Source organism: Collimonas fungivorans, assembly GCF_001584145.1.
GTDB classification, from domain to species: domain Bacteria; phylum Pseudomonadota; class Gammaproteobacteria; order Burkholderiales; family Burkholderiaceae_D; genus Collimonas; species Collimonas fungivorans.
The window spans coordinates 2264219-2286505 of sequence record NZ_CP013232.1 but is presented as its reverse complement, the minus strand read 5'-3'; the positions used below and the strand labels follow the sequence as shown (position 1 = coordinate 2286505).

The 22287-nt window shown below is 61.5% G+C and carries 21 protein-coding genes; 8 read left to right on the top strand and 13 right to left on the bottom strand.

What is annotated here, in order from left to right; all coding sequences use genetic code 11:
* Positions 1 to 3: 3 nt before the first annotated feature.
* The gene (locus CFter6_RS09880) at positions 4 to 309 is read right to left on the bottom strand and encodes a hypothetical protein (protein ID WP_061539786.1); all 306 of its coding nucleotides are present in this window, start codon (positions 307 to 309) and stop codon (positions 4 to 6) included.
* 21 nt (positions 310 to 330) lie between these two features.
* On the opposite strand from CFter6_RS09880, the gene CFter6_RS09875 reads away from it, so the two are divergent.
* On the top strand, positions 331 to 1236 hold the full coding sequence (locus CFter6_RS09875) for a LysR family transcriptional regulator (protein WP_061539785.1): 906 nt from the start codon (positions 331 to 333) through the stop codon (positions 1234 to 1236).
* A gap of 7 nt (positions 1237 to 1243) precedes the next feature.
* Here CFter6_RS09875 and CFter6_RS09870 read toward each other — a convergent pair whose 3' ends face one another.
* From CFter6_RS09870 to dctP, 11 genes are all read right to left on the bottom strand, one after another.
* On the bottom strand, positions 1244 to 2170 hold the full coding sequence (locus CFter6_RS09870; protein WP_061539784.1) for an ACP S-malonyltransferase: 927 nt from the start codon (positions 2168 to 2170) through the stop codon (positions 1244 to 1246).
* A gap of 36 nt (positions 2171 to 2206) precedes the next feature.
* The gene (locus tag CFter6_RS09865; protein ID WP_061539783.1) at positions 2207 to 3343 is read right to left on the bottom strand and encodes an ABC transporter substrate-binding protein; all 1137 of its coding nucleotides are present in this window, start codon (positions 3341 to 3343) and stop codon (positions 2207 to 2209) included.
* A gap of 90 nt (positions 3344 to 3433) precedes the next feature.
* On the bottom strand, positions 3434 to 4366 hold the full coding sequence (gene mdcB / locus CFter6_RS09860; RefSeq protein ID WP_150118693.1) for a triphosphoribosyl-dephospho-CoA synthase MdcB: 933 nt from the start codon (positions 4364 to 4366) through the stop codon (positions 3434 to 3436).
* A 149-nt stretch (positions 4367 to 4515) separates the two neighbouring features.
* Entirely contained in the window at positions 4516 to 5181 is a 666-nt protein-coding gene (gene mdcG, locus CFter6_RS09855; RefSeq protein WP_061539782.1) for a malonate decarboxylase holo-[acyl-carrier-protein] synthase, read from the bottom strand.
* Positions 5165 to 5875, bottom strand: coding sequence for a biotin-independent malonate decarboxylase subunit gamma (locus CFter6_RS09850; protein ID WP_061542291.1), 711 nt, complete (start codon positions 5873 to 5875; stop codon positions 5165 to 5167). Before CFter6_RS09850 ends, mdcG begins: the two co-directional genes overlap by 17 nt.
* 8 nt (positions 5876 to 5883) lie before the next feature.
* Entirely contained in the window at positions 5884 to 6789 is a 906-nt protein-coding gene (locus CFter6_RS09845) for a biotin-independent malonate decarboxylase subunit beta (protein WP_061539781.1), read from the bottom strand.
* Complete coding sequence (mdcC, locus tag CFter6_RS09840) at positions 6786 to 7100, bottom strand: malonate decarboxylase acyl carrier protein (protein WP_061539780.1); 315 nt, start codon at positions 7098 to 7100, stop codon at positions 6786 to 6788. Before mdcC ends, CFter6_RS09845 begins: the two co-directional genes overlap by 4 nt.
* Before the next feature lie 55 nt (positions 7101 to 7155).
* Positions 7156 to 8820 carry a malonate decarboxylase subunit alpha gene (gene mdcA / locus CFter6_RS09835; protein ID WP_061539779.1) on the bottom strand — a complete coding sequence of 555 codons (1665 nt, stop codon included), beginning with the start codon at positions 8818 to 8820 and terminating at the stop codon, positions 7156 to 7158.
* Positions 8817 to 10166 carry a TRAP transporter large permease gene (locus tag CFter6_RS09830; RefSeq protein WP_061539778.1) on the bottom strand — a complete coding sequence of 450 codons (1350 nt, stop codon included), beginning with the start codon at positions 10164 to 10166 and terminating at the stop codon, positions 8817 to 8819. The genes mdcA and CFter6_RS09830 overlap by 4 nt, the downstream gene beginning before the upstream one ends.
* Positions 10166 to 10759, bottom strand: coding sequence for a TRAP transporter small permease (locus CFter6_RS09825; protein ID WP_061539777.1), 594 nt, complete (start codon positions 10757 to 10759; stop codon positions 10166 to 10168). The genes CFter6_RS09830 and CFter6_RS09825 overlap by 1 nt, the downstream gene beginning before the upstream one ends.
* A complete protein-coding gene (gene dctP / locus CFter6_RS09820) occupies positions 10756 to 11775 on the bottom strand; it encodes a TRAP transporter substrate-binding protein DctP (protein ID WP_061539776.1) in 1020 nt (339 codons plus the stop codon). The genes CFter6_RS09825 and dctP overlap by 4 nt, the downstream gene beginning before the upstream one ends.
* Positions 11776 to 11979: 204 nt before the next feature.
* On the opposite strand from dctP, the gene CFter6_RS09815 reads away from it, so the two are divergent.
* Positions 11980 to 12669 carry a GntR family transcriptional regulator gene (locus CFter6_RS09815; RefSeq protein WP_041741587.1) on the top strand — a complete coding sequence of 230 codons (690 nt, stop codon included), beginning with the start codon at positions 11980 to 11982 and terminating at the stop codon, positions 12667 to 12669.
* An 89-nt stretch (positions 12670 to 12758) separates the two neighbouring features.
* On the opposite strand, the gene CFter6_RS26165 is transcribed toward CFter6_RS09815, so the two are convergent.
* Positions 12759 to 14339: a hypothetical protein gene (locus CFter6_RS26165; RefSeq protein ID WP_205631461.1), complete on the bottom strand. Its 1581-nt coding sequence runs from the start codon at positions 14337 to 14339 to the stop codon at positions 12759 to 12761.
* Positions 14340 to 14771: 432 nt separating this feature from the next.
* Here CFter6_RS26165 and CFter6_RS09805 point away from each other — a divergent pair, with 432 nt between their 5' ends.
* The 6 genes from CFter6_RS09805 (at position 14772) to CFter6_RS09780 (ending at position 22263) form a co-directional block, all read left to right on the top strand.
* Positions 14772 to 15551 (top strand): sterol desaturase family protein, encoded by a 780-nt coding sequence (locus CFter6_RS09805; protein ID WP_061539774.1) that lies wholly within the window; start codon positions 14772 to 14774, stop codon positions 15549 to 15551.
* The gene (locus CFter6_RS09800; protein WP_150118692.1) at positions 15541 to 16416 is read left to right on the top strand and encodes a fatty acid desaturase; all 876 of its coding nucleotides are present in this window, start codon (positions 15541 to 15543) and stop codon (positions 16414 to 16416) included. The genes CFter6_RS09805 and CFter6_RS09800 overlap by 11 nt, the downstream gene beginning before the upstream one ends.
* Complete coding sequence (locus tag CFter6_RS09795; protein ID WP_061539772.1) at positions 16406 to 18286, top strand: StlD/DarB family beta-ketosynthase; 1881 nt, start codon at positions 16406 to 16408, stop codon at positions 18284 to 18286. The genes CFter6_RS09800 and CFter6_RS09795 overlap by 11 nt, the downstream gene beginning before the upstream one ends.
* A 16-nt stretch (positions 18287 to 18302) precedes the next feature.
* Complete coding sequence (locus CFter6_RS09790) at positions 18303 to 19217, top strand: DUF6999 family protein (RefSeq protein ID WP_061539771.1); 915 nt, start codon at positions 18303 to 18305, stop codon at positions 19215 to 19217.
* Between the two features lie 189 nt (positions 19218 to 19406).
* On the top strand, positions 19407 to 19802 hold the full coding sequence (locus CFter6_RS09785; RefSeq protein WP_082814684.1) for a DUF2946 domain-containing protein: 396 nt from the start codon (positions 19407 to 19409) through the stop codon (positions 19800 to 19802).
* A gap of 100 nt (positions 19803 to 19902) precedes the next feature.
* Positions 19903 to 22263, top strand: coding sequence for a TonB-dependent receptor (locus CFter6_RS09780; protein WP_236904592.1), 2361 nt, complete (start codon positions 19903 to 19905; stop codon positions 22261 to 22263).
* The last annotated feature ends 24 nt before the right edge of the window (positions 22264 to 22287 follow it).

Sequence of the window (22287 nt, the reverse complement as noted above, 5' to 3'; positions counted from 1 at the left end):
TCATCAACGATCGCCGCCACGCCGCCCGGATTCGGTCCGGCCCGGCTTGGACAACTGCGGCTTTCGCTCCAGGCGCCCTGCATCACGGCTGTCCTCGGCAACATCGCTTCGACGGCCGTAAACGACCTTGGCGATAATGCTGGCTGCGACGCCGCACGCGCCAACCACAATCAATAATAATTCGAACATCACGCCCTCTGGTTTTCTTGCAAACTGATTGACCACGTCAAAAAGCCAAGGTAAAACTGCTGTTGTTGTCACTGTAGCCTCACCAGGTCCGGCAGCGCCAATATCGAATATGGCGGGCATCTATCTCGAAACGGCATAACCATGATTTCACTCAGGCAGCTGAAGTATTTCGTCGAAATTGTCGACGCCGGCAGCTACACGCGGGCGGCCGAACGCCTGTATATCGCGCAGTCGGCGCTGAGCCGGCAGATGAAAGAACTGGAAGGCGAGATGCAGGTGTCGCTGCTGCAGCGCGATTCGCGCCATGTCGAACTGACCCAGGCCGGCCAGCTGTTTTACGAGAGAAGCAAACGGATACTGGAAGACCTGGCCGACGCTGTAGTGCAGGCATACCAGGTGGGCAAAGGCGAGCAAGGGTTGATCCGCGTACTGCATTCGAGCTCGGTGACCCTGACCGCTGCCATCGGCGCCGTCTTCAACGTGCTGCTGATCCAGTTTCCCGGCGTATCGCTGGATTTTTCCAAGGCGCCGTCCGAGCACCAGGCGCTGGATATCGATGAAGGCCGAGCGGATTTCGGCCTGGTGCGCTTGCCGATCTTGCGCAAGTTCCCGAACATCCAGGTGAAGAAACTGTTCGATGAGAAGCTGATGCTGGCGGTATCCGCTGAACACCGGCTGGCGCAAAAGAGCAGTGTCGAAATCGGCGAACTGCGCGATGAACATTTCGTATCATTCCCGCACAAGGACAGGGGCGGCCTCAGCTACCTGGTGGCTGAACTCTGCATGCGGCATGGTTTCTTTCCAAAAGCGGCACGCGCCACATCGCGCAAGTCGTCGCAGCTGAACCTGATTGAAGCCAACCTGGGAATCGCGGTCGTGCCGCACAGCATGCAAGAGGTGGCGCCGGCCGGCGTCCGTTTCCTGCCGCTGCCGGAGCCGGATGCGCACTCCGCCGTTGCCTTGATCTACCGGCGCGATGCACCTGTCATGACTGCCAATTTCATCGAAGCGTTCTTGCGGCTGATGCCGGATGCGGATAAATTCTGACCGCAAATCAGAGGCGCTGCAGCCAGCTGGCAACGCCGCGCAGCGAACGGAATTCGCTTATCGAGCGGCAGGCGATCTGCGGATGCCGGTCTTGCAGCATGCGCGACAACGCGGCCCCCGGCCCCAGCTCCAGAGCTACCGTGATGCCCTGTTCGGCGCAGGCGTCCATGCAGTCGCTCCAGCGTATGGTTTGCGCCAGCTGCCGGGACAGCACGTTGACTGCCTGTTCTTTTTTTGTTAACGCTTGCCCGCTTAATCCCGACAGCACCGGCACCGGCGGGGCCACGGAAAACTGCTGCTGCAGCTGCTGCGCAAACGGCTGCACCGCGCCATCCATCAATGGCGTATGGGAAGCCACTGCCACCGGCAGCAGGCGGAGTTTACCGCCCAGGTTTTCGATTTTTCTGGTCGCCCGCTGCATGTCATGGGCAAGGCCGCCGACGATGCAGCTGTCGGCGCCGGTTTCAATCGCAAGATATAAATGTTCGGATTCCAGCAAGCTGCCCAGGGTGCTGACGGCGATGCCGCTCAGCGCGCACAGGAGTTGCGGCGCGGCGGCCTGCAGGCAGGCATCCATCAGCTCCGCGCGCGATGCCGCCAGCCGGATCGCCTGCGGCGCCGAAATGGCGCCGGCGACATGGTAGGCCGTGAGCTCGCCTATGCTGTATCCGGCTACCAGCGCCGGAGCCGGCAGCAAGGGTTGCAATGCCGACCAGGCGGCAGCGCTCGCCGCCACAATCAGCGGCTGCGCGAACCGGTTTGAAAACAACAATTCTTCGTCAGCCAGCACCTGCTCCAGCTGCTGTCCCGGCACGGCAAAGGACAGCCATTGCTGCAGCAGCCCTGCCGTGGCCGGATCGGTGCACGGCAAGTCGAACATGCCGGCATGCTGCCCGCCCTGGCCCGGGCACAGGATCGCTAGGCGCTGGCTCATGCCAGGCCCGGACCCGGCCCGATTTGCCGGAATTTCTTAGCGCAGAACGTAACCATCCTTGCCGATCACCGTCAGTTCAATGAAGTTGAGGCCGTCGCGGCTGCCCGGACCGTATTTCAACGCCATCCCGCCTATATCGTAGCCGCCCATGCTTTCCAGGCTGCTCACCAGGTTTTCGCGGGTCGGCTTGTTGCCTGCGCGGCGCAAGCCTTCCACCAGCACCTTGGCGGAAATGAAGCCTTCCAGCGTCGGGTAGGAGTCGGACAATTCACTGCGATTCTTGAGCGCGGTCATGAATTCCTTGGAAATCTGAGCGCTTGAACTTCTCGGATTCGGAAACACCTGGGTCATGCCAAGGCCGCGCGCATCCTTGCCCAAGCCTTGCAGGAACACTTGCGAGCTGACATTCGACAACGCAATCAACTGCTGCTGGCCGCCCGCCAGGCGGTATTCCTTGATGAAAGCGGCGCATGGCTTGGCAGTGCAAATCAGCAGCACGGCTTGCGGCTTGGCGTCGAAAATCTTTTTCACTGCGCCTTCCACCGCTACCGTATTGCGCTCGTAATTGGCGATCACCGGTTCCGGCAGCTTGTATTTCTTGATGGCCTGCTTCAAGCCTTCCAGTGCGTCGTTGCCGAACGAATCGTTGGACACCAGCACCGCATAGCGCTGCAAGCCCATGCCCGACAGCTGCTCGATCGCCGTGCCGACTTCATCGCGATACTTGGAGCGTACATTGAACAGGTAGCGCTGCATAGGCTCATGCAAGGAAGTGGCGCCGCTAACCGGAGCGATCAGCGGCACTTTGGCGTCATTGATGGCGCTCAGGATCGACTCGGTGGTCGGCGTGCCGCGATACAGGAACAGCGCAAACGCATTCTTTTCATTGAGCAGCTTGCGGGTATTTTCCACAGTGCGCTTGGGTTCGAAGCCGTCATCCAGCGATTCCAGCACGATCTTGCGGCCGAATACCCCGCCCTGCTTGTTGACGATGTCGAAATACAGCTGTGCGCCTGCGGTCGCCTGTTTTACTTCCTCGGCGGCGGTCCCGGTAAAACCGGCCGACTGGCCGATGACGATGGTATTCGAGGTGATGCCGGGCTCTGCGTTAGCGCTACCAATTCCAAACAAGCCAAACAGGCCGATGCTGACGGCCAAAGACAACTTCTTCATTTGTACTCCAGAAATGATTGTGGATTAATCGATGTGTATGCGATGTGTGTATAAGAGCAATAGCAGCAGGGCCGATCGGCAACCTCTCGATCACCGCAAATAGCTAAGTCCATGCAGGAAATAGGTCGCGGCCAATAAATCGGCTGCGCCACCGGGCGACAGCTTATCCTGAATAAATACCTTATGGCAACTAATTGCGCGTTCGCGCCAGCCATCTGTTGCGCAGCCGCCCGCATCCAGGAACTGGCGAGCGCTGGTTTTGACCCTGGCGGCCCCGTCCGGCCCGCCCCGGTGGTAGAGATTGGTGTCGCTGATGGCCGCCATCAGGGCGAACAAGGTATCGACAGCGGCGGCGTCGTAGCCGCGCGCGGCGCCCAGGGTCTGCAGGAAACGCGGCAAGGCGATCTCGAACAGCGACGGGAAACCCAGTGCGGCTTCTTCGCTGGCGCCGCTTACCGCGTATTTTTGCGCCACTTGCCGGCCATGCGAGACGCCGGCCCGGTCCTGCATGTGCCGGCCCAGGGCATCGCCCCACTGTATCAGCAGCGTGGCGCGGATCGCCGCCGCCGACAGCGGCATGCGGCGGCCATGGCAATAACCGGCCGCCGCGCACAGCAGGCCAAGGCAAAAAATCGCGCCGCGATGGGTATTGACGCCGCCGGTGGCGCGCAGCATGGCTTGCTCGGCGTCCATGCCCAATTGCTTCAGCACGGCGAAATCCTTGTCGGCCATCCCGGCTTGCGTGATCCGTATGAAATAGTGGCGCAGCGCGAACAGGCTGCGCATGAAAGTGCTTGCGTCCATGTCGTCGTGGCTGCCGCTGTCCAGCAGCGACACCAGGCCCGGTTTTGGGTAAAGCTGCAATTCGCGGTACAAACTGCGCAAGGCCAGCCGCCCTGCCGCCAGGCAGAACGCCCGTTGCTGGCGCGCGCTCAGCTGCTGCACCGGGTTCTGGCGGCGCAACTGGGGCGATGCCGGCAGCTGCGTCGCAGCGGAGCGGCTGCCTAGTGTAGTGTTTTGCATGTAATGGCGCTTAAGAAATGGTGTATTTTCGTGTCAGGCTAGGCGTAAACCGGAGCGATAGCGGGACTATCGCGAGGATTTGCAACGACGCATGGCGCGAAAAGACGCCATTTATTAAGTGTCATTATGTGCAAAACATTACACTAGCATCATGCGCCTTCCAGCGTCGCTACCAGCCCGGCCATAGGCGCCAGCCTGACCGTGCTGCGCGCCTTGACCAGCACCTGCTGGCCGCCGTCGCCCTGCAGCGCCTGCCAGCATTCCTTCCAGGCTACCGCCTGGCCGTCCGCAAACACTACCTCGCCGTCCAGCGGCAGCCGCGCCGCATGCTGCGCCAGCAAGGCGATGCCGCGCCTGAGTTCTTCCGCGCTGCCTGGCGTGAACAGCAGGTCGATATCCGAAGTCCGGGTCAGGTAACTCTGCTGCGTCAGGATCTGCCATGCCCAAGAGCCGTATATGCGCATCGCTATGCCGCTGTGCAGGCAATCACCCGCAAACGCATTCAATGCGCGGCTCCAGGCCGGCGGCGCCTGCGGCAACGCGGCCCTCAACGCCAGCGGATCGGTAATCCTCTGGACGTCGCCGAACTGCGCCAGGAACGGGATCCTGCCCTTGTCGCCATTGGCGTCAGGCGGCAGCGCCAATCCCAGGCATAACTGGTCTTCCGGGGTATCGGGTTGGCGCCGGCGCAAGACTGCCGGCCAGTCGCGCGACTGCCAGCGCTCCAGTATGGCGCGGTTGCCTGCCGCCGCTGTCTGCGCCGCGCGTTGCCAGCCGTCGGCGCTCAGCCAGACCAGGCTATGGCGGGCCGGCATGATCGATCACAGCCTGTGTTACGGTCCAGGCCTGGCTGCGGCCGCCGCGCTGCAGGCCGGCGGCGCTGCGCAGGTCCTGCGGGTTGGCTTGATTCAGAGCCTGCACCAGCTGCTGCGCCAGGTCGGCATGCCAGATCGCTTCGACGCCGCCCATCTGCAGGTAATTGACGGCGCCGGGCGCGAATACCGGATTGCTCTTGGCCAGCTCGGTCAGCCTGGCTTCCGGCACCTTGGTGATGCGCGCCATCGCCGCCAGTCCCATGACGCGGATGGTTGCTTCCGGCAAGGCGTAGCAGCCGTCGGCCATGAGGCCGCTGGTGATGAAGCCGCCGGACAAGGCCTGGTCGTACACCAGGCCGATTATCTTGTGCTGCCGGCGCCGCGCCAGGTCGATGCATTTTGCCAGCTGCGCCATGTAGCTGTTGATGCCCAGCATTTCGTCGCGATGGCGCAGGCGCTGGCCCTGGGTATCGACCAGGATCACGATGGAACGCTGCGGATGATCGCGCACCGTGGCCAGGATCGCCTGTGCCTGCAGCAAGGCGATTTCGACGCCGATCGCGGCATGGCCGGTGGTGCCGATCACGGTCACCGTGTCGCCGCCCACCTGTGCCGTGCCGCTCAGGAAATCATCTCGCTCAGCCACCGCATGGCCATCCGGGAACAAGGTCGCCGCCAGGTTCTTCCAATCCATGCTTTTGCTCATGTTTGTGCTCCCAGGCGCAGTGCAGCGGTAGCGGCGACAAAAGCCTCGGCTTCCAGCATCGGCAGGCGGGCGGCGTCGGCCACGCCGATGCTGGCCCAGATATCGAGCGGATCGACGGCCTGGCCAAAACTGTCGATGCGATCCTGCAGCAACTGCTGCTCTGCTTCCAGCGTCGCCAGCGTCAAGCCGATGCCGCCAGCGTGGGCATGGCATTCCCGCGCCAGGTCGAAAGCGGCCTGGCGGAACGCGCTGCTATCGTCGGCCACCAGTATCTGGCAATCGCCCAGCAAGTAGCGGTGTTTGCCGCCGGTGGTGCGCCATACCAGCGCCCGGTCGCGCGAATCGAATTCTTCGACGCCGTTGGCGGTTTCAACCACTTCCGGCCCGGACATCGCCAGCCGCCCTTCTTCCGACATCACGATCGCATTGGCGCAGCGGGCGACGATGCCCATGCCACCGAAACAACCGTTGGAGCCGCCGATCAGCACAATCACAGGAATGCCGGCGGCGCGCACCTCAAGCAAGGCGCGCATCACTTCCGACACTGCGATCAGGCCGGCGTTGGCTTCATGCAGCCGCACGCCACCGCTTTCCAGCAGCAGCACTACCGCAAACGGCCGCTCGCGCACCGCACGCAGCAGCAAGCCGGTGAGCTTGGCGCCATGCACCTCGCCCACCGCGCCGCCCATGAAACCGCCCTCTTGCGCCGCCACATACACGGATTCGCCAAACAGTCGCCCTTGGCCGATCGCCACGCCATCGTCGAACGATACCGGCGCATCCAGCTGCGCCAGGTGCGGGCTGACGATTTTCAGCGCGGGCGGCAGGAATTCGTAAAAACTGCCGGCGTCCAGCACCGCAGCCAGGCGCTCGCGGGCATTCGCTTCCAGGTAGCTGTTCATGGCGCGCTCCCTGTCATGGCTTGCAGCGCCTGGTCCAGGCGCAGGCTGACTACCGCCGGCGTGGCGCCCATGTCGTTGATGGCGATACGAGCGTCGGCCAGTTGCCAGCGCTGCTGGAAATCGCCCAGTACCGCTTCCCAGATGGCGCCGAAGCCGCGCGCCGCAGTCTTGATTTCAATCGTGCAAGCGCCGTTCAGCGCCACCGCTTCGACCAGCACTTCCAGGTTGCCCGAGCTGACTACGCCGGACAGCTGGGCCTGCGGCGGCAAAAGGCGCCGGCCATGCTCAAAACGAAAATTCAAGGTTTCCATCAACAGTTCCTTGCTCTTCTGATTGTTTCTTGCTGTTTTTTGTTGCTTCTTGCTGCTACCAGTTTCTGAAGCGTTTCGGCGGATCGTACAAACCGCCTGAAGCCCGCACCAGGTCTTTCATGCTTTTCGCCGCCAGCAGGTCGCGCGTCGCCAGCCGTTGGTCGATGCCGAGGTCCTCCGGCCGCTGGATGATGCCGCGGTCACGCAGGTTTTCCACCATGCGCTTGTCGCGCCCCAGTCCGACCGGGGTATAACCGGCGACGCCGCGCACCGCCTGTTCGCGCTCTTCGTCGGTGCGGCATAACAACAGGTTGGCCAGCCCTTCTTCGGTCAGGATGTGGCTGACGTCTTCGCCGTAGATCATCACCGGCGGAATCGCCATGTCGGCCTGTTCTGCCAGTTCCCAAGCGTCCAACCGTTCGACGAAGGCCGGCTGCATATGCTCGCGGAAGGTTTCGACAATCTGCACCACCAACTTTTGTCCGCGCGGGATCAGGTTCTTGCCGTCGCGTGCCTGGCGTCCGGCTTTCAGCCACGCCGGGCTGGCGTGGCGCCGGCCGCGCGCATCGGCGCCCATGTTGGGGGCGCCGCCGAAACCGGCGATGCGTCCTGTAGTTGCGGTGGATGAATTGCCTTGCAAATCGATCTGCAAGGTAGAGCCGATGAACATGTCGCAGGCATAGTGGCCGGCCACCTGGCTGAAGGCGCGGTTGCTGCGCATGGAGCCGTCGCCGCCGACGAAAAACACATCCGGGCGGGCCCGTATGTAATCTTCCATGCCGAGTTCGGAACCGAAGGAATGGATCGATTCGACAAAACCGGCTTCGATCGCCGGGATCAGCGCCGGATGCGGATTGAGCGCCCAGTGCTGGCAGATCTTGCCTTTCAGGCCCAGCGACGCGGCGTACGTCGGCAGGATCAGTTCGATCGCGGCGGTATCGAAACCGATGCCATGGTTCAGGCGCTGCACCTCGTATTCGGCATAGATGCCCTTGATCGCCATCATCGCCATCAAGACCTGGATTTCGGAAATCTGCGCCGGGTCGCGGGTAAACAGCGGTTCGATATAGTGCGGCGTCGGCGCCTGCACCACAAAGCTGACCCAGCCGGCGGGAATGTCCACGCGCGGCAGCACATCGACTATCTCGTTGACCTGGGCGATCACGATGCCGCCGCTGAAGGCGGTGGCCTCGACAATCGCCGGCGTGTCCTCGGTATTTGGCCCGGTGTACAGGTTGCCGTGGCGGTCAGCCGCCTGCGCCGCCACCAGCGCCACCCGCGGCGTGAGATCGACAAAGTAGCGCCCGAACAATTCCAGGTAAGTATGGATGGCGCCGATATTCAGCTTGCCGGCCGCCACCAGCCGCGCCAGGCGCACCGCCTGCGGTCCGGAAAAGGAAAAATCGAGGCGCTCGGCGACGCCGTTTTCAAACACATCCAGGTGCTCCGGCAAGGCCAGCACCGACAGCAGCATGTGCAGGCCGCTGATGCGGGCGGAATCCAGCCTGGCCAGCGCCTTGGCCAGGAAATCGGCCTGCTTCTGGTTGTTCCCTTCCAGGCAAACGCGGTCGCCGGATTCCAGCACGCTGTACAGCAGGTCGGCAATCCGGCCGGCTTCCACCAGCTTGCCTTTGCAGGCGCCGCCAAGGAGATTGGCAGCGCGCTGCAGGCGCTGCTCGCGATTGGCGTTCCGCAAGTCCCAGCGCCGGTTTTCCATCATCGGGCTCCCATCAGCAAATCAGGCAGGCCGGTGACGATGCCTGGAAACAGGCAAAGCAGGATGATCGCCAGGAACATCAGCAGCAGGAACGGCAAAGTACCCTTGATCACGTCCGACAAGGGTATGTCGGGCGCAATGTTCTTGATGACAAACAGGTTCAGTCCTACCGGCGGATGGATCAGCCCCATTTCCATCACCACCGTCATCACCACACCGAACCAGATCAGGTCGAAGCCGGCTTCGCGCAGCGGCGGCAAGATGATAGGCGCGGTCATCAGGATGATGGATACCGGCGGCAAAAAGAAACCGAGCACGATCACCATCAGCAGGATCACCGCCAGCAGCAGCCATTTCGACAGATGCAAGGCGACTACCCATTGCGCCGCCGACTGGCTGATATGCAGGTAGCTCATGACATAGGAATACAGCAGGGACATGCCGATGATCAGCAGCAGCATGCAGGATTCCTTGATGGTCGAATTCAGGAACGGCATCAGGTCGCGCGGCCGCCACATGCGGTACACCACTGCGATCAGCACGATCGCCAGCAAGGCGCCCAGGCCGGCGGTTTCGGACGGCGTGGCGAAGCCGCCGTACAAGGCGATCATGACGCCGATCAGCAAGATCAGGAAAGGCAGCACGCGCGGCAGCATCTCGACCTTTTGCACGAAGGTGAAATGCTCGTCGTCAAGGTAGGCAGACTTGATGCCGCCCTGGCTGTAGATTTCATGCGCCAGGCGGTATTCCTTGCGGGCCCGGTACACGGCATAACCGGCGAACAGGATCACCAGCAACACCCCCGGCCCGACGCCGGCCAGGAACAGCCGGCCCAGCGATTGTTCCGACGCCACCGCGTACAGGATCATGGTGATCGATGGCGGCAGCAAGATGCCCAGCGTGCCGCCGGCAGCGATGATGCCGGCGGCGAATCCGGGCGAATAACCGCGCCGCCGCATTTCCGGGATGCCGGCGGACCCGATCGCCGAACAGGTTGCAGGCGAAGAACCGGCCATCGCCGCAAACAAGGCGCAGGCAAACACGTTGGCGATGCCCAGCCCGCCCGGCACCTTGCTCAGCCAGGCATGGATCGCCGAATACAGGTCGCGCCCGGCCGGCGATCTGCCGATGGCCGCCCCTTTCAGGATGAACAAGGGAATCGACAGCAGGGTCACCGAGGCGATTTCCTCGTAGACGTTTTGCGTGATGGTATCCAGCGATGAGGCCGGCATGAAGAAGTACATGAAACTGGTCGCGACTACACCGAGCGCAAACGCTATCGGCATGCCGGAACACATCACGACAATCGTGACGATGCCATACAAGGCACCTAAGGCAAGCGGACTCATTACTCTCCCGGGACAGTGTGGGCAGGTGTACTGCGTGGTTTGCTGCGGTCGGTCAGGCGCGCCAGCACTTGGGCCAGCAGCTGCAAGGTGAGCACGGTCATGCCCAGCGCCATCAGCGAATAAGGAATCCACAGCGGCGGCGCAAACGTGGATGAGGTGGTCTGGCCTTCCGACCAGGCTTCATGGAACAGGGTCCACGATTTCCAGGAAAAGAATCCGCAAAACAGGAAAGACACCAGGTCGACCAGCAGCAGCCGCACCGCGTTCACCCCGGCCGGCAGTATCGAAGACAAGGCTTCGATACCGATATGGCCGCGCGACGACTGGGCGTAGCCGGCGCAGAGGAAGATCACGCCGACCAGCATGAACACCGTGGCGTCGTCCTGCCAGTCGGTGGGGACATGGAAAAAATAGCGCGCCACCACCGAGTACGTCATGATCAGCGACGTCAGCATCAGTGCTGTCATGGAAAGATACAGGGCGAGTTTATGGAAGCGTTCGAGGACACCGGCCAGGACTGCCACTACCGGATTGTCCGGCATGGCAGGCAAGGCGGGTCCGGCGTTTGGCTTCGGGTCGAAGCCGTGGCTCATAGCAGTTTCTCAGCCAGTTTCAGCAGTTTGGCGCAGTTGTCGTTCCTGGCAGCGTAGTCCTTCCACGCTGTGTTGCGGGCAATGTCCTGCCACTTCTTGACAGTCGCCGCGTTCAGGTCGACCACTTTGGCGCCGGCCTTCTGGTACACCGCGGCGACGCCGGAATCGTCCAGCCGGGCGGCGTTGGTGGCGAACTTCTCCATCTCGGCGCCGACCTCCATTACCGCCACCTGCTGCTCTTTGGTGAGGCGGTCGAAGGTCGCCTTCGAAATCATCAAAGGCTCCAGCATGTACCAGTAGGCCTTGTCGCGGCCGCTGGTCAGGCTCTTGGAAACTTCTTCCAGGCGGAAGGAGATCAGCGAGGTCGACGACGTCATGGCGGCATCCATCGCGCCGGTCTGCATCGCCGCATAGATTTCATTGGAAGGCAGGGTCACCACGGCGGCGCCGGCTTCTTTCAGGATCAGGTCCATCTCGCGCGAACCGCCGCGTACCTTCAGGCCCTTGGCGTCGGACGGATCGATGATCGGCTTGCCGCGCGAAGCCACGCCGCCGGCCTGCCAGATCCAGCTGACAATGATCACGCCCTTTTCCAGCAGGATGCGCGACAATTCCTTGCCGACTTCCGAATTCTTCCAGGCCGCGCCCTGCTCATACGATGTCACCAGGCCAGGCATCAGGCCGATGTTAACTTCCGGCACTTCGCCGCCGGCGTAGTTGAGCGGCACCAGGGAAAAATCCAGGGCGCCTTTGCGCAATGCAGAGAATTGGGAATTGGTCTTCATCAGGGAAGAGCCAGGATAGATTTCGAATTTCAGGCTACCCTTGGTGCGTTTGCCGACTTCAGCGGCGAACATGCGGGTCAGGCGGTCGCGGAAGTCGCCTTCGCTGATGGTACCGCCGGGAAACTGGTGGGAAATTTTCAAGGCGCCCGATTGCGCCCAGACTGACGACATGGACCAGAACGGTGTGCTCGCAAGCGCGCCCAGCACCGTCCTCCTGCTGATTAAAGACATATCCCCTCCCTGTGTTGGAAAAACTATCGATACAGTTTTAGCTACTTTTCATGCGGTTATTGCTGAAGATAGATGCTATGTATTCTTTTTTCATTTCCTTGTATACACAATATTCCATAAAACATTTTCATGTCAACGAATAAATACGCCTTACAATCAAATCTCGAATACACAAATACACATAATCCCAGAAACGGCCAAATTATGCTCACGACAAAAAATCGCTCGGAATCGCTGCGCGAAACCATCGAAGAGATGATCGCGGTTGGTGAGTTTCGTCCAGGCCAGCATCTTGATGAAACCGACCTGGCCATCAAGTTCGGGGTTTCCCGCACGCCCGTGCGGGAGGCATTGATCCAGCTGGCTTCAATGGGCATCGTGGTGACGCGGCCGCGGCGCGGCACCGTGGTTGCCGAAATCGGCCCGCGGCAGCTGGTGGAAATGTTTGAGGTGATGGCAGAACTGGAAGCCATGTGCGGCCGCCTGGCGGCGCGCCGGATGTCCGGCGAGGAACATGCCAGCCTGCTGGCGGCGCACCAGGCATGCATGGAAGCGCGCGACGCGCAGGATCCCGATACTTATTTCTACATGAACGAAGCGTTCCATGGCGCCATCTACGAAGGCAGCCATAACGCCTTCCTGGCGGCCCAGGCGCAGTCGCTGCAGCGCCGGCTGCGGCCTTACCGGCGGCTGCAGCTGCGGGTGCGCGACCGCCTGAAAGTGTCGTACCAGGAGCACGACGGCGTGGTGCAAGCCATCATCGCCGGCGACAGCGAACTGGCGGCCGACCTGCTGCGCCAGCACGTCACGGTGCAGGGGCAGCGTTTTGTCGACCTGATAGCTTCATTGCAGCAGCTGACCGCCATGCCAGAGCCGCAGCACATCTACAATTAAGTGCTGCTCCTGGCGGCGGAATCGCCGCAGCGGCTTAGGCAGCGGAGTGGAACAGCACGGTTTGTGCTGTCCCGTTGCCTACTGTCTGCTTAGTGTGCGGCGGGAACCAGGTTCACGCTCAAGGTCCCCTGGTCATTGCCGGAAACCCAGCCCACGCGACCGGAGTTAGGACCTCCAGTGAAGCGCAGCAGCGGCAGATCGGCGACGAATTCGATGCCGGGCACCGGATTCGAAAGCTGCAGCGGATTCAGGCTGGCGTCGAGCTGCATGAAATGCCACTCGATCGCGCGGTTGGTGCGGTTGCTTGAATTCCACAGACCATAAGAAACTACAAAGCCGCTGCCGTAAGCTTCCAGCTTAGGCATGATGGCTTGCGTGTTGGCGGCGTTGCTGGTCAGCCAGGCGCTGGAGCGCACGCTGCCATCCGTGCCGCTGACCAGGCTGATCCGCACGTCGCGAGCCGCACGGCCTTGCGATGTCGCGTGGACCATCGCAAAATCGCCGCTGCTCAGCTTGATGAATTGGCCGGTCTCGGCGTTGGTGGTGTTGTCGCCCTCGGCGCCGTCGATGGCCTGGTAAGGTTTGTCGAAAACAGTGCTGTCGTTGCCCAGGTAGGCGGCCAAGGTCCGCGCCGAAAAGCCCAGCTGACGCGGATAGGCGTCGCCATGCGCCAGCGTGTAGGCGATGCCGTTGTCGATCAGCAGGCGCTGGTTGAAATTGTGCGAATAGAACCAGGCCGATCCCATGTTCATCGCATTGCCGGCAGGCGTCACGACGTTTCCGGTAATGCCATCGAAGTAGCGGAAATAGCCGGCCTGGTGACGCGTGCCGTTATCGCCCCAGGCCATCTGGTGCGCCACATACAGCACCAGCTTCTGGTTCACCGCGTCATAGCTCAAGGCGCCGCCGCCTGCCGTGCCGGGGTTGCCCTTGCTCTTGTCCTTGCTGTTGTCCTGGTTGCCGAACACCAGGGTATCCCAGGCTTTCGCTGCAAAACTGGCGCTGGACGCCTTGGCGATATGCAGTTCATTGCCATTGACGTTATTGACGTCGCCGGCGACCGCATTCCGGTACGGATGGTCGACGTTATAGGCTACATAGAAGGCGCCGCTGGCATCCTTGGTAAAGCCTAGCAGCTTGTAGGAGCGCAGGCTGGTCGCCGTTGTCGCGCCGGCGCTCAGGTCAGGATTGACATGGGTGATACTGATCGTGCCAGGCGCTGCCAGGCCGGACACCGCCGACTGGGTCGCGCCAGAGTAATCCAGCCAAGCTACATCCAGGCTGCCATCCGCATTGACCACGGGGATGACCGGGTTGGGAAAGCCATAGTTGGACATCGGGCTGGGCGGGACCAGGCCGTCATTGAAAAAATTGGCCTTGAGGCCGAAGACCTTGCCCGTTGCGCCAGTGGCGATTACTTTCGTTGTCACACTAAAATCCGCGACCGGCACCGAAGCTGGCGGTGTTGCGGTGGCCGGCGGCGTCGCCGCCGGTGCACCAGGAGGGGTGGCCGGCGCGGCGCTCGAAGGGGGATTCTGGCTGGCAGAAGAATCGGATGAGCCGCCACCGCCGCCGCAGGCAGCAAGCAGCAGAGGCAGAGAAAGCAGCAAGGGCAGCGCGAGCGGACGAATCCGGCGGGACGGCGCCGGAGAAAGCATTTTTGAGGGCATTGTTTTAATCTTTGCGGTAGATGCGTGAACCATAGGCCACGCCGTACTCCAGGCTTCGGAATGAAGCCTGTTCACGGATTTGCCGATGTATCGCAAACATCGTGCCACCACGTCGCGGCAAAACAGGGAAACAGTGCGTTACGCGCGCGCACAATGGCTGCCGGGCGGACTAGAAAGATATTTTGCGCATGACGCATGCTGCAACGCTGACCAACACGGTCAGGCAGGTGACATTCTTGGTCAGCCTGCCGTCATCTCTGTTTAACGGCTAGCCCAATAGGGGGCGGCGCTACAGTGATATTTATTGTTCCCGCACCCCCTGCGCGTCGTTGGCAACATGCTATCATCGCGAAATTCAGGGTTGCGTCGAGACAACATACGTTCGCGACAATCATTAAAAGAACCGGCTCCTAAAGCCAGCCCCAAAATCTCATGCGCGATTTCATCCTGACTTGCCAGTGGTACACCATCATGGGCGTTGGCGTCGTATTTTTCGCCTGCCTGTATTTTGTATTCGGCAGCCTCAACTGGCTGCTCAGCCGCCGCATCCTGCCCGCCTTCGGTTATGGCCGGGTGCTCGATCCGCGGCCGCTGGCGCCGCAGCAGCTGCGGCGCGAACTAGGCGAATCCGCTGTAACCATCTTTCTGTTCGGCACCGGCATGGTGTTCCCCTGGGGCTTGCTGCAACTCGGTTGGGCCAGGCTGGCCGAACAGGCATCCGGCTGGCAGATCGGGTTCGAAATCCTGTTCATGGTGGTATGGAACGAAGTGCATTTTTACCTCAGCCACAGGTTGCTGCATGTGTCCTGGCTGAAGCGTTTCCACCTGCCGCACCACCGCTCTGTCGTCACCACGCCCTGGACCTGCTACAGCTTCACGCCGCTGGAAGCCATGATGCTGGGTAATGTACTGCTGCTGCCCATGCTGCTGCACGATTTCAGCATCTACTCGCTGGCCTTCGTGCCGGTCTTCAGCATCGTATTCAACAACATCGGGCACTCCAACTACGATTACCTGCCCGACGCCGACCGCGATCGCTGGTGGCTCAACGGCGCGCGCCGCCATCATCTGCACCACGCCTGCTACCGCGGCAACTACGGCTTCATGTTCCCGTTCATGGATCGGCTGTTTGCCACCGAACTGGCGCCCGATGCCGCGGAAGCCAGGATTGCCCGCGGCGCAAAACCGGACGAGAAGCAGAATGCTGCGTAACAGGAGCGACTGGCAAAGCCTGGCATATATCCTTGCCTTGCCGCTGCTGGTCGCCTACCTCTGGCGTCATCCGCAGCTATCGCTGCTTAACATGCTGCTGTACGGCTTGCTGCTGTTCCTGACCTTGGGCACAGGGGTCATCCATCACAACCACGCCCATTTGCGCATGTGGGACAGACGCTGGCTCAATCGCCTCGCCGACTTCTGGATCACCCTGTTGCAGGGCCACCCCACCTTCGTCTTCTATCCGGCGCACAACGGCAACCATCATCGCTACCGCCACGGCCCGCTGGACGTGGCGCGCACCTATCGTTTTGGCGGCGACACCAACCATCTGCTCGGTTATCTGCTGCACCCCTTGCAGGCGGCGCTTGTCCTGTATCCCCTGATATGGCGCTGGCTGCTCCGGATGCGGCGGCGCCACGCCGGCGTATTTCATTATTTCCTGCGCCAATACTTCGCGGTGGCGCTGCTGTGGATACTGCTAGGCTGGCTCGACTGGCATAAATTCCTGCTGCTGGTGCTGCTGCCGCAGCTGCATGGCTTGCACTGGCTGCTGGCGACCAATTACCTGCAGCATGCCCATGCCGACGGCCGCTCGCCGGCCGACTTCGCCCGCAATTTCGAGGGCCTGGTCAATCCGCTGTTATTCAATATCGGCTTCCATACGGCCCACCATCACCATCCGCGTGCGCACTGGACGCATTTGCCTGGCCTGCACCAGCGCTACCGCCACTTGCTGCACCCGCAACTGAATGCAGGGCCGCTGCTGCCATACATGTTCCGTACTTTCATTTTGAGTCTGCTGTGGTCGCGCTGGTCCAGCCGCAGCCTTATGCCGCCAGGGAAAAAGAATGCCAACTGAGTTCAATCGCGTGTATCTCGCCGCCGCAGGATTCCACATGCCCGGAGAGCCCGTCGGCAACGACGAGATGGATCATTACATCGCTCCCATCAACCGGATCTCGGGCCGCATCAAGCAACGCATCCTGGCGGAGAATGGCATACAGACACGGCACTATGCCATCGATGCCGAAGGCAATACTGTGCAAAACCATGCCCAGCTGGCGGCCAGCGCCATCCGCGACTGCTTGCGGCAGACCGAGACCACGCTCGAGCAGATTTCCCTGCTGAGCGTCGGCTCTTCCGGCGGCGATGCCCTGATGCCCGGTTTTGCCAACATGATCCAGGGCGAGCTGGGCGCGCCGCCGATGCAAACGCTGTCCAGCCAGGGCGTGTGCGCGGCCGGCGTCAGCGCGATAGAATTTGCCGCACAGGCGATAGAACTTGGCAGCCACCGGCAGGCGCTGGCGGTTGCTGCCGAAATGCCGTCGCGCATGTTCAAGCGCAGCCGCTTTGCGCCGCGCGGCTACCAGAGCGACTTCGACGCCCATTTCTTGCGCTGGATGCTGTCCGACGGCGCCGGCGCCATGCTGTTCAGCCGCCAGCCGCAGCCGCGCAACGGCCTGCGCATCAAGCTGAAATGGGTGCACCAGAAAAGTTTTTCCGGCGACTATCCGGTCTGCATGCAGCTCGGCCTGACGGAAGACCGCAGCAAATCGTTCCTGGATTTTGCCTCCTCGAGCGAAGCCGAGGCGGCCGGCGCGCTGTCGCTGCGCCAGGACATCCGCCTGCTGCCGCACCTGTTCGACGTCTGCATCCATGAATACGTCAAGCTGGTGGAAGCAGGATGGATCAAGTCCGAAGAGGTTGACCATTTCCTGTGCCACTACTCTTCCGCCAAATTCATGCCGGTGGTTGAAGAGCTGCTGGCAAAGGCCGGGCTGACGATCCCGCCGGAACGCTGGTACAGCAACCTGGCCACTCGCGGCAATACCGGCGCCGCATCGATTTTCATCATGCTGGCCGAGTTCCTGCAGGAAAAAACGCTGCGCGCCGGAGAAAAGATTTTCTGCTTCATTCCGGAATCGGGCCGCATCACTGCCGCCTACATGCTGTTCGAGGTGGAAGATGCGAACGCGCCTGAATCCGCCCGGCCAGCGGCGGCAGGCGACAGCAGCACCGCTGCGTCGACGCCGGCGATAGCCGCGCCGCACCAGCCCGAGGCTGCGCCGCTGCCGCTGCAGCCTCTGCTGACGCGCCTGGCCAGCCTGTGGCAAGACTACCGTTCGCAAGCCTGGCGCACCCCGGTGATCCATCGCCTGGTGAGCGGCCGTTTCGACGTCGCCGCCTACCGCAACTGGACCGCGCAATGGGTGCCGCAGGTGAAGGAAGGCAGTTTGTGGATGCGTGAAGCGGTCGCCTCGCTCAACGGCGAGTTTGCCGCGCTCGGCCAGCTGATCACCACCCATGCCGGCGAAGAGCAGAACGATTTCATGATCCTGTACCAGGATTACCAGGCCGCCGGCGGCGAACTGCCGCTCGCTGCGCTCAAGCGCAATCCGGGCGGCGAGGCGCTCAACAGTTATCTGCACACCCTGGCATCCAGCCCTAACCCGGTCGGGCTGCTGGGCGCGATCTATATTATCGAAGGCACCGGGCAACGCATCGTGCCGGCGCTGCTGCCGCTGCTGCGCCAGCAGGTCGCGTTGCCGCCGCAGGCCTTCCGTTTCCTGGAATACCATGGCGCCAACGACGAACACCACCTGGCGCGCTGGCTGGCCGCGATAGAAATCACGCTGGCGCTGGATCCCAAGGCAGCCGAGGCCATCTACGCAACGGCCAAGCGCACCGCGCAGCTGTACCTGATGCAGCTGGAACACATACAAGATTAACCACCGGGCCAACACCATGCAAAGCGACGATTTCCTGCAACGCGCACACGATCCGCGCGATCCCAATCCCTGGCTGGCGCTCTACCTGGATGGCAGCACGCCGCTGCCGGATGCGGTCAAGAGCGCCTGGCTGCACGACCTGGCGTCGCCTTCGCGCCAGTACCTGCTGCCGTTCGTGCGGCCGCTGGCGCGGCTGATGATCATCCTGATCCAGATCCTGAAGACGATCCTGCCGAAACGCTGGTCCGCCTCGAAAACGCTGCATCGCCTGCTGGTATGGGGCTTGAAAGGATTTGTCTCGCCCGAGGCCAACTGGCTGATACTGCGCCATTTCCACCTTGGCGCCCAGATCATCGAATTCATCGAGCGCAATGCACCGGTCAGCGTCGCCCTGTCTCCGCTCAAGCCACTAACGATAGACGACCTGGGGGATGAACTGTTCCTCAAGCATGACCTGAACCTGTTCAATTTCGTGATCCGCCTCAACCAGCAACTGCGCGCCGAAGGCAAAACCCTGGCAGCGCTGCAGGATGTCGACTTCAGCATGATCAGCGAACCGCCGCTGGCGCTGGCGGCCATGCCGCAGTGTGCTCTCAACTTCATCGACTTGCAGACCGCCATCGAGATTTTCACGCCGGTCTACCAGCTGTTCCTGACCGATAACGATTTCTGGCGCGCCGCCAACTCGCTGCAGCTGGATGAAACCATGGCGGTGTATGCAGCCACCATACTCAACTCTCCCCAGCATTTGCTGCTGCTGAATAACAAGCATCCACTGGTGCCGATGTCGACCCTGGGCGCCGGCTACCGCCTGGTATTGCATGGACTGTCGAGCGAGATGCTGCATTGCCTGCTGAGCGAGATGAAACAAGCGCAGCAAGCGGCCAGCAGCGCGGTGCTGGCCAGCCAGCCGGAGGTGCAGCCCGCTTGAAAGCGGACAGTTCCAATCATCTGGCAACCGCTCCGGTTTTACCGGCGCTGCCGGTATCTGGATGCTTCCGAACCGACAGTTAACAAAAATACACTGCCTGGCATAACGGTTTTGTGCGGCTCTCATCGTCATATATAATTGGCCCGTTTCATCCTGTCTTCGCAATGCTTACATCTCCGTAAGTCATCCATGTTACGTATCCGCCGTCAAAAACTTGTGGTCTGGACCTGCCTGTTTGCCATCTGGCTGGGCATCCTCATGCCGACGGTTTCGCAGTCGCTCAAGGCGGCGGGGGCGATACAGCGATACGGAGAAATACACGGCGAGATCTGCACCGCGGCCGGACTGGTCAGCGCCGATCCGGGCGACAGCGGCAAATCTTCCGCGCCGCATGCCGACCACTGGAATGCCTGCGGCTACTGTACTTTACTGGCCAACAGCCCGCCGCCGACAGCTGCTTTCGGGCTGCTGCCCAACATTGCGGCCAGTGTCACCCATGCCGTCCCGCTGCTTTACGACTACATCCCGCCACGCCCGTTCCGCGGGCAAACCCATCCGCTAGACCCACCCTCGGCTCTCTCCTGATTGTCATTGCCGGCGCTTGAGAAATAACTTCCAGCGCCGCCTATCCCCGATCGCACTTGCAATCCGGGGACGATTATCGTCTGTCCATGGGAATTTTTTTATGCTTGATTTGCTCGCGCAAACTAGGAATGTTTCATCGCGCCGCTACCTGTTGCCACATCAGTTGCCGTCTTTTTTACGCCAGACATCGTCCTTGGCCGTCATGCTGGCCCTGCCCGTGCTCTCGCAAAGCGCGTGGGCGGCGGATGAAGATATCCATGCAGTGCCCGAGGTGTTTGTCACGGGAACCCGGGAAAAGCGGGTGCTCGATCCCAACCTGCCAGCCAGCAGCGAACGGATCACCGCCGCGCAACTGGAAAACCTCAACGTCATCAATACCGAAGACGCCTTGAAGTACATGCCCAACATGGCGGTCCGCAAACGTTTTATCGGTGACGAGAACGCCACCATTTCAGTGCGCGGCAACGGCACTTCGCAGACCGCGCGCGGCCTGGTGTATGCCGACGGCCTGCTGCTCAGCAATTTCCTCGGCAATACCCACAGCTTCCCGCCGCGCTGGTCCATGGTATTCCCGGAAGACATCGCACAGGTGGATGTGGTCTACGGCCCCTTCTCTGCCCTCTACCCCGGCAATTCGATGGGTGCCACGGTAGCGATCACCACCAAGATGCCGACCAGGCTGGAAGCGATGTTCAAGGCCCAGGTATTCAGCCAGCAGTTCAGCCTGTTCGGCGTCGACGGCCATTTCGACGGCAACAAGAGCACTGCGGCGATCGGCAACAAGGTCGGCGACCTCTCCTTCCTGCTCGGCATCGACCATCTCAGCAACGCCGGCCAGCCGTTTGTGTATGCCAGCCAGCCGCGCTCCGGGCAAGCGGCTGGCGCTGCCGCGATCCCGGTGACCGGCGCCTACCAATATACCGATCCGAACGGCGCCCCCGCCACCATCTTCGGCGTCAATGCCGAAGGCGCCGAGCGTGCGGTGCAGGACCAGTTCAAGTTCAAGGCCGCCTACGACATCACGCCGACCCTGCAAGCCGGCTTTACCTTCGGCTACTGGCGCCAGCAGGTGAGCAACAGCACCCAGACCTTCCTGCGCGACGCCAACGGCAATCCGGTGTATTCGGGCCTGGTCAATATCGGCGGCTACCAGTACAACCTGCCGGCGTCGTTCTTTGCGCCGGCAGCCAGCGAAAGCGAAAACCAGCTATACGGCCTGACGCTGAAAACCCGCCATGCCAGCGGCTGGAACTACTCGGCGATCGCATCGTATTTCGACGTCTCGAAAAGCATCTCCCGCTCCGCCAGCAGCGGGCTGGCCAGCAACCTGAGCGGCGTCGCCACCTACGGCGACGGCTCCGGCTGGAAAACCCTGGACCTGGTAGCCGACTACAAACCGGTAACCGTCGCCGCCGGCAGCCATTGGCCGACCCTCGGCTATCACTACGACAATTATTTCCTGGAAAACACCACCTACAACCTGAGCAACTGGCGCAGCAACGACGCGAGCGGCTTCAACAACGCATTCGCCGGCAAGACCGAAACCCAGGCCCTGTTTGCCCAGGATGCCTGGCAACTGAACCAGCTGTGGAAACTGACCTACGGCCTGCGTTACGAGGACTGGCGCGCCTACGACGGCGCACGCGCCACCAGCGCCGCGGCCCAGCATTACAGCAAGAGTTACGACAGCCGCAGCCTGTCCTATTGGTCACCGAAGGCGGCGCTGTCCTACCAGGCGACTTCCGACCTGACATTGCGCTTTTCCACCGGCCGCGCCTACCGATTCCCGACTGTCAGCGAGCTGTTCCAGGGCAGCCTGACCGGGTCGACGCTGGTCAACAACGACCCCAACCTGAAACCGGAAAACGACCTGGCGAAAGAATTGAGCGCGGAATGGTCGCAATTCAACGGCATGCTGCGCATGTCGCTGTTTGAAGACGATGTGAAGAACACCTTGTTCAGCCAGACCAACACCACGGTGTTCCCCAACGTCACCAGCATCCAGAACATAGACCGGGTGCGCTCGCGCGGAATCGAGCTCAGCTATTCCGGCGAAGATGTGTTCCTGCGCGGACTGGACCTGAGCGCCAGCGTCGGCTATACCAGGTCGATCATCCTGGAAAACAGCAAGAACCCGGCGACCGTCGGCAAGAATTTCTATCGCATCCCGCTGTGGCGCAGCAACCTGGTCGGCAGCTATCACGTCAATGACCAGGCCACCGTGATGCTGGCGGGGCGTTATTCGGGGCGGCAGTACAACACGCTGACCAATACCGACACCAACCCCGACACCTTCGGCGGCACCAGCTCCTTCCTGGTGTTCGACACCAAGCTGACCTTCAAGCCGACCAGGAACACGGAGCTGGGAATCGGCATCGACAACCTGACCGACAAGCGCTACTACGTCTACTACCCCTATCCAGGCCGGACCTTCTACCTGGAAGCCAAAGTCAGTTTGTAAACGCTGCAAAAATTTTAGCAAGGA